This window comes from Thermosinus carboxydivorans Nor1 (genome assembly GCF_000169155.1).
GTDB lineage: Bacteria > Bacillota > Negativicutes > Sporomusales > Thermosinaceae > Thermosinus > Thermosinus carboxydivorans.
Genome location: NZ_AAWL01000026.1, coordinates 23,480 through 32,890 on the forward strand (window position 1 = coordinate 23,480; position 9,411 = coordinate 32,890).

Consider the following 9,411-nt stretch of genomic DNA (forward strand, 5'->3'; position numbering starts at 1 on the left):
TATGGCTGTCACGGAACGCATCATCCTGAACTTCACCGCCGAGAACTACGACAAACCTATTACCTATCATCTGGTTAAGGACTTCGACCTCAAGATTAACATTCTCCGGGCCGAGGTAACCCCCGGCGAGGAAGGCCATCTGCTGCTGGATGTAGAAGGGGAACCGGAGCAAGTTACTGCTGCGCTGGCTTTTCTGCAGCAAGAGGGCATCGACGTCGTCTCTACCCGCCGCCAGATCCAGGTTGACACCGGGCGCTGCACCCACTGCGGCGCCTGCACGGCGGTCTGCTTCTCCCGGGCGCTGGTGCTTGAACGCCCCACATGGGAGCTGTCTTTTCACCCCGACAAATGCATTGTCTGCGGTCTGTGCGTGCAGGCTTGTCCCGTGCGGGCCATCCGGCAGGGATCGGCCGGTCGCAGCGCAGAGGAGCTGGCAGGTGCATGACCGGCTATGAACCGCGCTGGTACCGTGAAGAGCTGCACCGCACCGAACTGTCTCCCTTTGTAGTACGCTTTCGCGAAACCGACCTATGGGTGGCTGTACCGCCGGAAAAAGACACTCCGGCGCTGCGCCGGCTATGCCAGGTAACGGCAGCCACCCTCTGGCAGGAACTACACGACTACATCCTCACCGATCCCCGTTTTTACCATTCGCTCGTGCCCTATTTGCCGCGCTTCGGCTGCCCGCCGGTGGCCGCGCGCATGGCCGCTGCTGCCGAAAAGGCCGGTGTGGGGCCCATGGCTGCGGTGGCAGGCGCCTTTGCGGAAGAAATCGCCCTGGTGCTTGCCAGACGTTTTTCCTTAACCGACATTATCGTTGAAAATGGCGGCGACATCTACCTAGCCTCCACTGTCCCACGGCGCATCGCCGTCTGGGCAGGTAATTCGCCGCTTTCGGGGAAAATTGCCCTGGACATCGCGCCCGACCTCTCCCCGCTGGGCATCTGCACTTCTTCGGCCACCGTCGGCCCGTCTCTCAGCCTGGGCAAAGCGGATGCCGTCACCATTCTGGCTCGGGATACCGCCACCGCCGACGCCTTTGCCACCGCCGTGGGCAACCAGGTGCGCACCGCTGCCGACATCGAAAGCGCGCTCGTTTTTGCCGCTGAACAGCCGGACATTCTGGGCTGCCTTATTATTATCGGCGACCACCTCGGCGCCATCGGCCGCATCCGGCTGGCCCCGCTGGCTGACTCAGTGCCTATAAATACCGCAAAGAAAGGATGCCGTCCATGTTGATCCACCAACTGTTCGCCCAAAAACGTCCCGTCGTGTCCTTTGAAATCTTCCCGCCCAAACCGGATTCCCCTCTGGAATCCATTTTTGACTGCATTGAAGAACTGCAAGCGCTAAAACCCGATTTCATCAGCGTTACCTACGGCGCGGCCGGTTCTACGCGGGGCCGCACACTGGAGGTAGCCCGCCACATTCAGCATGACCATGGTATTCCCGCCCTGGGACACCTTACCTGCGTCGGCGCCACCGCCGAAACCATCCAGGCTATTTTGCACGAGTTTGCCGCTCACGGCATTGAAAATATCCTCGCCTTACGGGGCGACCCGCCGAAAAACGCCCCTTTTCCCCCTACTCCTTACCGCGCCAAAGACCTCATCCGCCTTATCCGCCAGCAGCGCCGCAGCTGCAGCGTCGCCGCCGCCGCCTACCCGGAGGGGCACCTGGAAAGCCCCAGCCGTGAGGACGATCTACGGTTTCTTAAAGAAAAGGTCGACACCGGTGTCGATTTCCTGATCACCCAGATCTTTTTCGACAACGCCATCCTCTACCGCTTCCTGGAAGATGCGCGGGCGCTGGGCATTGATGTTCCGGTCATGGCCGGCATTATGCCTGTCTTCAGCCGCCCCCAGGTGGAGCGCATCTGCTCGCTCTGCGGCGCTACACTACCGCCAGCATTGCGTAAGCTGATGGAAAAATATGGCCACGACAAAGAAGCAATGGAACAGGCGGGCCTTGAATACGCCAGCCGCCAGATTGCAGACCTTCTGGCCCACGACATTGACGGCGTGCACCTGTATACTATGAACCGCCCCCATCTGGCCCGCACCCTGGTCCGGAATACGAGCCTGCGATAGGCCCCACAAACAGGCAAAGTAACCATCAAGTTTAACAGGCAACACTAAAAGGCAGCCGTGTCAGGCTGCCTTTTAATCTTTTTTCATATATTGTATTTTCCGATCTTTAAACCAGACCGGCCGTAAGCGACAATATTCAGCAATGGCCAGCGCCACGTCCATCCCTTTGCCGATATCGCCGGGGGTGTGAGCGTCCGAACCAATAGTTACCAGTCTCCCGCCCAGCTCATAAAACCGTTTGTAGATCAGGATAAGCGCATTTACCGTTTCCTTTTGATTTAACCGCCGGGTGTTTATCTCCATCGCCAATTGCCGCTGGGCTGCGGTAGCCAATACTCGGTCAATAAGCTCAGGAAACTCGTGATAATAGATTTCCGGATCAGTAAACCGGGCATACCGGGCAATATAGTCGATATGCCCCAGACTGTCAATAAAATCATAAGACTCCAGACACTCGGCCATGGCCTCAAAATATTGGCGATAAACTTCCGCTTTCGTCCGCAAGTCATAAAACTCGGCGCAGTAAATATCTATATTGTCAATGACATGGATCGAGCCAATGACATAATCAAAGGGATGATCCTTGACAATCCGCCGGTTATCGGCCACAAGGCCGGGCTGCATTCCAATCTCGATGCCAAGCAGCACCTGCTCGCTGCGGTATCTTTCATATGCGGCGAAATACGCCACGGTATCAAAAATAAAGGCCTGCGGCTCAGGGTAATTTAAGTCCATATGCTCGGTAATCGCAATTCCCAACCCCAACTCACCGGCTCGAGCCATAGCCTGGTTTATCGTCATCCGCGAATCGGTAGAAAACCTGGTATGCATATGGGTATCAAACAGCATTGTCATCGCTCCGTTCGGTCTAAGAGTATCCGGCTTCGTGTGTTTTTTGCGCCGTTCCTATTATAACACAGGCTAGCCTTTATCCGCTGAAACAAATCAAGGCACTGCGTCTGGCCAAGTTTGCCTCTTCCCGTAAATATTTCCTCAAGCCTGATGGGTCTACCTATCAGGAAGGCGAAATACTGGTCCAAAAAGACCTGGCAAAGACGCTGCGGCTGATTGCCAAACAAGGACCGGTCGCTTACGGTACCGGCGACCCGCGCAACGAGTTCTAGGGCTATAACTTCTCGCGTCTGCCGCCATACGGTAGCAACAAAACCCCAGTTTCCGGCTTTAGCCGGTAAACTGGGGCTTTTAGCTTTGCCCTTAGCCTAAATCTTTAGCCACCTGGCGCATGCGCTCGCGGATTGCCAGGTTATACGGGCATCGCTTTTCGCATGCGCCGCACTCGGTGCAATCCGAAGCTTTCGCTTTCAACGCCGCATAACGTAGAGGGATAGCCTCTTTTAGTCCGTAGGATACATATTGCAAGTGGAAAATAAACACTTGCGGAATATCAATCCCTGCCGAACATGGCAAACAGTAACCGCAGCGCCGGCAGAAATTGGGCCCGATAACTTGGGCTTCCGCTTGGAGTACGGCGCGTTCCTCATCCGTAAGCGGCCTGAAATTCTTCGCCACTTGTACATTCTGTTCGACTTGTTCAATCCTGTCCATGCCGGGAATGGCGATGGCGTTGTCCTGCTCAAGAACATATCTGAGGGCAAGCTCAACATTTTTAACCTGACCGCCGCCCAGCGGTTTCATAACTATACAGCCAATATCCAGCGACCTGGCCAGCGGAAAAAGCTCCGCAAGCGCCTTGGTCTCGATAAAGTTAAACGGAAATTGCACCGTGCTGAACTCACCGGTTTTTATTGCTTCCGCCAAAAGCTCCACGTTGTGCCCGGTTATACCAATATGGCCAATTTTCCCGGCTGCGCGGGCTTCCCTAAGTGCCTCAAGGGCGCCGCCGGGAGCCATAACCGCGTCAAAATCAGCCCGGGTCTTAATATTATGTAGCTGGTACAGATCAATATAATCCGTCCGCATTGTCTTCAGACTAAGATCAATGTCCCTGGCCATAGCTTCCTTATCGCGGGCCATACTCTTGCTTGCCAGATAAAACTCGCGCCGGCGGCCGGCAATATGCTGCCCGATTTTGGCCTCGCTATCGGTATAAGCACGCGCCGTATCAATGAAATTAATCCCCGCATCCAAGGCAGCATGCAATATCGGCCCGGCCTCTTCCATCGTACAGCGCTGGATAGGCAACGCCCCAAAACTAATTTCTGTAACTTCCAGCCCGGTTCGGCCCAGACGCCTTTTTCTCATGAAAATCCCTCCCAGCATTATCTCATTCAACCTTATTCTGCAAAACTTCAGTATAAATAAGTATAAATAAATGCTGCATCCAGTGCTGTTTACACAAAAGTCTACTGCTTATCTTTTGGGTGTGAGGAATATTATTCGCTACGACCGGACAGCTACCCTCCTGATTTCTTCCAGCAGGTCACCCGTGGATTACACAAGCCGCTACCCCAAAGCCAGTTTCCCAAAGCGCTAAAAACATATTTACGTTCGATATTGCCAAAACATCCTATCATTAGCTTGACAGCGTACGGCCATCGCGAAACAATTTTTGAACCGTCAACCGCCACGCGTTTTCCCCCATTTTCTTGTTTTGCATGAAAAGACCGGCGGCAGAACAGCCCACTAACACCGATTTTATCCTTGAAATCTTTGTTGATAACTGACTATGTGCCAATTATACTATTATTGGAAGGTGACATCCTCCCCTCAATAAATTGAGGGGCATCCCAACGCGGGATGGCGATTGACCAATCGCAGGTTAGCCAGCATTCCCCGGTCGACCCGGATCATCACCTTGGCCTTAAGGGGTGCCACACTCCCCTTTCTCCTAGGGTCATGCCCCAAGAGCATTGAGCGCTTTGGCGGCAATGTTTAAGGCACCAACTCTGTCCGCATCGGATTGGTAGCCACATTTGATACATTTGAACCAACCCTGCGTTTTGCGGTTGCAGCGGGAAACATTCCCGCACTTCGGACAAGTCTTGGAAGTCTCTTTGGGGTCAACGTAGAAAACCAGCACTCCGGCAAGAGCAGCTTTGTACTCGATAAAAGATGCCAATTCTTTGAAATTCCAGCCGGACAGCATCCGGTTGAACTTCTTTGAACCTCTGACCCCTCTTGCCAAATCTATGAGTTTTCTGGCGTGATATAAAGAAGCGGCAATAGGTACGGCTATCTGGCTTCTGCCGGAAGAGACGGGAAATTTAATAACCCACGTCCCGGAAGGGAGCTGGTGGAGAGAGTAGCAGTCCTGCCGCACCATTACCGGAACCATTGTCTCAAACTTAGGCAGACTAGCCTTTTTACCCCTTTGCTTGCGGGAAAGGTAGGAGCGCCTGGCAGACAAGGCTTTAAGCATGGCGCACTGGAGCGTACCTCGATTTAGGTCGAATAATCCCGAAGCCTGCTTATAAGTTTCACGGTTGAGCACTGCTCGGCTGGCAGTATTGAGTGCTTCGGCCTGAGCCAGGAACCAGGAGCACGCCTGGTGGTAGATCTCCAGCATCCGGACCATTTTCTCCAGCTTACCTTTGTTGGGAGACAGGAGTTTTATTTTAAGAGTTATAGTTTGCATTTAATATCTCCTCCGGTTTGCTTAAATTATAGCATAACCAGGGGAATTTTCAAATCGCCATTCATCCCCCCGATTAAAATCAGGGGCATTCTGGCGGAAATTTTGTAAAACACGGGCGGAGATTATTATCCCCCTTGTCGCCAAAACCAGCATTTCTGTAATAGATGCTCTTAAGCAAGTTGAAGAACAATTTGGCGACCTTTTCCCGAAAGTGTTTAAGACGTTTACTGCCGATAACGGCTCGGAGTTTGCTGATCTGGACGCATTTTCAAAGAACCATAATACCAGTGTATACTTTGCTTATCCCTATTCTTCCTTTGAGAGAGGCACAAATGAACGCCATAACGGTCTCATCCGCTTAATTTTCCCAAGGAGACCAGCATAGCAGCTTTGGCTACCCCTGTCATTCAACGTATTCAGAATTGGTGCAATCATCTGCCTCGCAAAATACTCGGCTATAAACTTTTCAGCAATGTTTTGACGAGGAACTGGCCCAAATTTCTTGACAGCCTCTAAACATACCGTTAATTTTTACAGGGTGTTGCATTTGCTATTGCAATTTAGAGTCACTAAACTGTCACCAATTTAACATAACAAAAGGCCTGCGAGATAACCTCGCAGGCCTTAATTTTCCTGGTGGGGCATACTGGTTTCGAACCAGTGACCTCTTGAATGTGAGTCATGTACAAGGTATTTTTGGTGTCACCAGTATCGCCAAAAACCATTGTAGTTATTGGTTTGAAGTCATATGTCATTACGAGATTTAACAGGTTATTTATCTTGATATGCTACAGATATGCTACAGTTCTTGAGCGTTTGTGGTGCAGACGCCCTGATGGTCTCTGTGATTGCGTCCTGCCCACCGGTGACACGGTGGGCATATACATCCAACAGCATTTTGACGGTTGCATGGCCGAGGCGGTATTGGGCCTCTTTAACTGGCGCACCGGCTGCGACAATACGCGAAGTGAGGTCATGACGAAGGTGATGTACGCCAATATCAAGACCGGCTGCTTTGGCAATGCGTGCAAACCGTTTCGACCAATTGCGCGGGTCATATAGCGTACCGCCTGACGTTGGAAACACCAGGCCGCAGTCCTGCCAGGCCGGACCGGCGGCAAGGCGGCACTGCATCTGACGCGCCCGGTGAGCCCGTAGCACCTGCATAACTTCTTTTGGCACCGGCAAGACGCGCTTCGTTGCCTCTGTTTTTGGGTCGGCCAGTACGCAGCCGCCGCGCCGGATTTGCACCGCCCGGCGAACATTGATTAAGCAGCGGTCAAAGTCGATATCATCCCACATCAGGCCCAACAGTTCGCCTCGCCTTAGGCCGGTCGCCCACTCGACAACCAGCGCGGCGAATATGTCCGGCGCTGTTTGCGCCGCAGTCAAAAGAGCGTCCCATTCGTCTGGTGTGAGTGGCCGCTTATCTTGTTTTCTGACTTGTGGTACGGCGACATCGTCGGTCGGCAGCGTCCGCAACAGGCCATGTTTACGCGCTACGCGCAGGGCCATAGCAAGGACGCTGTGCACAGCCTGCACCGTCCGTGCAGATTTGCCTGCATCGACCAAGCTGTTTAAAAGCTGCTGCACAGCCATTTGTTGCAGGCGCGACAGGCGCAAATGTCCAATTGCCGGTATTAGATGTACGCGGCAAATGCGCTCGTACCAGTCATACGTACTAGGCGCGACGGCCGGCCGCGCGTATACGTCCAGCCACTTGGCCAGCCAGTCGCCAACAGTGATTTTGTCAGCGTCTACATAGTAGGCAGCCTCATATTGCGCGGCCAGAGCGTCGCGCTTTTGTTTTGCCTCAGCCTTTGTGCGGGCATAGACTACTTTTCTGACCGGTTTTCCTGTATCAGCGTTTCGGCCAACGACAATGGCGGCAACCCATAAGCCATCGTTTCTTTGGTATATACTGCCTTCGCCTTTTGCTCGCCTTTTCCCCACGATATCACCCCTTACCCCGTAATAATGCCAATACCCATTTGGGCACCATCGGCACTATTTAGCTGCTGCCTTGTCATCAGCAGACAAGGCCGTTAATAGCCTTTCGATCATTAGCTTATCCTCTGGCTTGAGGCGCGCAATTTTTTCGGCTATGGCGCGCGCGTCGTTTGCCATGCCGGTAAAGTCCTCCGGCATCTCCAGCAGCCAATCAGTCGTTACGCCGCAGGCCAGGGCGATTTTACGTATGTGCTCACTATTTGGCTCATTGCGCCCGGTCTCCCATGCGGCCAGTGTCACTCGCTTGACGCCGACCACATCAGCCAGCTTTTCCTGCGACAGGCCCGCCAAATGGCGGGCCTGTCGGATTTTGTCAGCTATCCCACTCATATCACCGCCTTGCCTTTATTATATTGCCATGCGTTACAACATTGTAAAGCATTGTTACAACATAGGCTTGACCGTTTTTTTCCGCCGTGGTACTATTGTTATAGAACGTAACAACTTGTTACGAAACATAAGGGGGGGCGTAAAATGGCAAACATGAAAATCATGGCGACCGTTAAAGATTCGCCGCAATGACTGGCATTGGCCAGAATAGGGTTCGCGAGATGTGTTATATTGATGGCTTTCCGGCGACGAAAGTTGGAAACAAGTTTTTAATCCACATCGAGGCGGCCAATGAGTGGCTACGGCGGCGGGCCGAAGCCAAAGACGGCATCGACGCCAATTTACTAAGGAGGTGTGGCCAATGACGGCGCTGGAAAGACGGTATGCAATGGAGTGTTGCGACCAAATAGAGGCGCGGCTACGAGCGCTTATAGAGGTGCTGCGATATGCAGAGACGCCGCAGGAGGCTGCTGCCGGTAGTATGGCCAGAGCCGCGCAAGCACTCATTGAGGGAATTAGTCAACAGTTGATATTGTCGGACACTGATGAAAAATGAATTACATAGCCCAAATTAACGCATTTTTCGACAGGTTGCCGTCGCGGCCGCTATCAGTCCACGCTGTGGCCATGTGGTGCTACCTGACCCACTTGGCCAACCGGGCCGGCTGGCCGCGAGATGGTGTAGTGGTGCGCGAGGATACGCTGCGGGGCGTCCTAGGCATCGGGCACGGCACTTTTTGCCGCGCCCGGGCCGAACTCGCGGCCGCCGGCCTGATAGCTGTGCTACATGGTACCGGAAACAGGCCGCCGCGCTATGTGTTGGCCGACCTGACGCAGCAGGCGCAAAAGGTAGCGACTGTCAACAAAGATATCCACAGCCAAAGCCTGCGTGATAGGTTGCAGTCCAGTTTGCCGTCCTGACTGTCGTCCATATTGGACGGCAAAGTGGACACATATATATAAACGATACTATACGAGATATATATATCTCATAACAGTAGTAGGGGCTGTGGATAATGTGGATAACCCTGGTGACAACAGGTAATATAAGGCTTTGGAGGTGTGAGTAACTTGTGAATATTGCAATCTTTTGCGGCCAATTGGCCGATGACCCGGAAGTAAGATACACGGCAACAGGCAAGGCCGTTACCACCTTTACGCTTATAATCGACAGGGAAGGGCAGGGGAAGGATTATATCCCTGTCGTCACATGGGAGAGGCTTGCAGAATCGTGTGGCAATCGCCTATCCAAAGGCCAGACTGTGGCCGTAACAGGACGTATATCGTATCAACGGTATACCGACCAAACCGGGCAGCGCAGGACGTCGTGCGAAGTAGTGGCGTCCAATGTCGAGTTTGGCGGCATCACGAACAATTACGTCAATCCGTTTTGACCGTTTCTTTTTCCCCTCCCGGTGAACGGGA

General features: G+C 53.1%; 13 protein-coding genes and 1 pseudogene. 9 read left to right on the forward strand and 5 right to left on the reverse strand.

Annotated features, from left to right (window positions below):
- Nucleotide 1: 1 nt before the first annotated feature.
- Genes TCARDRAFT_RS12670 through metF form a run of 3 tightly spaced genes read left to right on the forward strand, consistent with a single transcriptional unit; the run spans nt 2 to nt 2,090 of the window.
- Nucleotides 2–445: an NIL domain-containing protein gene (locus TCARDRAFT_RS12670; RefSeq protein ID WP_007290371.1), complete on the forward strand. Its 444-nt coding sequence runs from the start codon at nt 2–4 to the stop codon at nt 443–445.
- The gene (locus TCARDRAFT_RS12675) at nt 442–1,239 is read left to right on the forward strand and encodes a UPF0280 family protein (protein WP_007290372.1); all 798 of its coding nucleotides are present in this window, start codon (nt 442–444) and stop codon (nt 1,237–1,239) included. Before TCARDRAFT_RS12670 ends, TCARDRAFT_RS12675 begins: the two co-directional genes overlap by 4 nt.
- Complete coding sequence (gene metF / locus TCARDRAFT_RS12680; protein WP_007290373.1) at nt 1,233–2,090, forward strand: methylenetetrahydrofolate reductase [NAD(P)H]; 858 nt, start codon at nt 1,233–1,235, stop codon at nt 2,088–2,090. Before TCARDRAFT_RS12675 ends, metF begins: the two co-directional genes overlap by 7 nt.
- A 72-nt stretch (nt 2,091–2,162) precedes the next feature.
- Here the strand turns inward: metF and TCARDRAFT_RS12685 are convergent, their stop codons facing one another.
- On the reverse strand, nt 2,163–2,939 hold the full coding sequence (locus TCARDRAFT_RS12685; protein ID WP_007290374.1) for a histidinol phosphate phosphatase: 777 nt from the start codon (nt 2,937–2,939) through the stop codon (nt 2,163–2,165).
- Between the two features lie 110 nt (nt 2,940–3,049).
- Here TCARDRAFT_RS12685 and TCARDRAFT_RS16305 point away from each other — a divergent pair, with 110 nt between their 5' ends.
- Entirely contained in the window at nt 3,050–3,214 is a 165-nt protein-coding gene (locus TCARDRAFT_RS16305) for a gamma-glutamyltransferase (RefSeq protein WP_332248975.1), read from the forward strand.
- A 91-nt stretch (nt 3,215–3,305) separates the two neighbouring features.
- Here the strand turns inward: TCARDRAFT_RS16305 and TCARDRAFT_RS12690 are convergent, their stop codons facing one another.
- Both TCARDRAFT_RS12690 and TCARDRAFT_RS15095 read right to left on the reverse strand, forming a co-directional pair.
- Nucleotides 3,306–4,313 carry an aldo/keto reductase gene (locus TCARDRAFT_RS12690; protein ID WP_007290375.1) on the reverse strand — a complete coding sequence of 336 codons (1,008 nt, stop codon included), beginning with the start codon at nt 4,311–4,313 and terminating at the stop codon, nt 3,306–3,308.
- Nucleotides 4,314–4,905: 592 nt separating this feature from the next.
- Nucleotides 4,906–5,646, reverse strand: coding sequence for a zinc ribbon domain-containing protein (locus TCARDRAFT_RS15095; RefSeq protein ID WP_007290376.1), 741 nt, complete (start codon nt 5,644–5,646; stop codon nt 4,906–4,908).
- Between the two features lie 106 nt (nt 5,647–5,752).
- Here TCARDRAFT_RS15095 and TCARDRAFT_RS16435 point away from each other — a divergent pair.
- Nucleotides 5,753–6,152: pseudogene (locus TCARDRAFT_RS16435) on the forward strand (IS30 family transposase); the annotation flags it as partial.
- A 265-nt stretch (nt 6,153–6,417) separates the two neighbouring features.
- Here TCARDRAFT_RS16435 and TCARDRAFT_RS12700 read toward each other — a convergent pair.
- Nucleotides 6,418–7,599: a site-specific integrase gene (locus TCARDRAFT_RS12700; RefSeq protein ID WP_007290378.1), complete on the reverse strand. Its 1,182-nt coding sequence runs from the start codon at nt 7,597–7,599 to the stop codon at nt 6,418–6,420.
- Between the two features lie 54 nt (nt 7,600–7,653).
- A complete protein-coding gene (locus tag TCARDRAFT_RS12705) occupies nt 7,654–7,986 on the reverse strand; it encodes a helix-turn-helix domain-containing protein (protein WP_007290379.1) in 333 nt (110 codons plus the stop codon).
- Nucleotides 7,987–8,174: 188 nt separating this feature from the next.
- On the opposite strand from TCARDRAFT_RS12705, the gene TCARDRAFT_RS15615 reads away from it, so the two are divergent.
- From TCARDRAFT_RS15615 to TCARDRAFT_RS12720, 4 genes are all read left to right on the forward strand, one after another.
- Nucleotides 8,175–8,351 (forward strand): MerR family transcriptional regulator, encoded by a 177-nt coding sequence (locus TCARDRAFT_RS15615; RefSeq protein WP_156784708.1) that lies wholly within the window; start codon nt 8,175–8,177, stop codon nt 8,349–8,351.
- The gene (locus tag TCARDRAFT_RS12710) at nt 8,348–8,542 is read left to right on the forward strand and encodes a hypothetical protein (RefSeq protein ID WP_040683427.1); all 195 of its coding nucleotides are present in this window, start codon (nt 8,348–8,350) and stop codon (nt 8,540–8,542) included. Before TCARDRAFT_RS15615 ends, TCARDRAFT_RS12710 begins: the two co-directional genes overlap by 4 nt.
- Nucleotides 8,539–8,907 carry a hypothetical protein gene (locus TCARDRAFT_RS12715; RefSeq protein WP_007290383.1) on the forward strand — a complete coding sequence of 123 codons (369 nt, stop codon included), beginning with the start codon at nt 8,539–8,541 and terminating at the stop codon, nt 8,905–8,907. Before TCARDRAFT_RS12710 ends, TCARDRAFT_RS12715 begins: the two co-directional genes overlap by 4 nt.
- Nucleotides 8,908–9,059: 152 nt before the next feature.
- Nucleotides 9,060–9,380: a single-stranded DNA-binding protein gene (locus tag TCARDRAFT_RS12720; RefSeq protein ID WP_050769642.1), complete on the forward strand. Its 321-nt coding sequence runs from the start codon at nt 9,060–9,062 to the stop codon at nt 9,378–9,380.
- Nucleotides 9,381–9,411 lie beyond the last annotated feature (31 nt).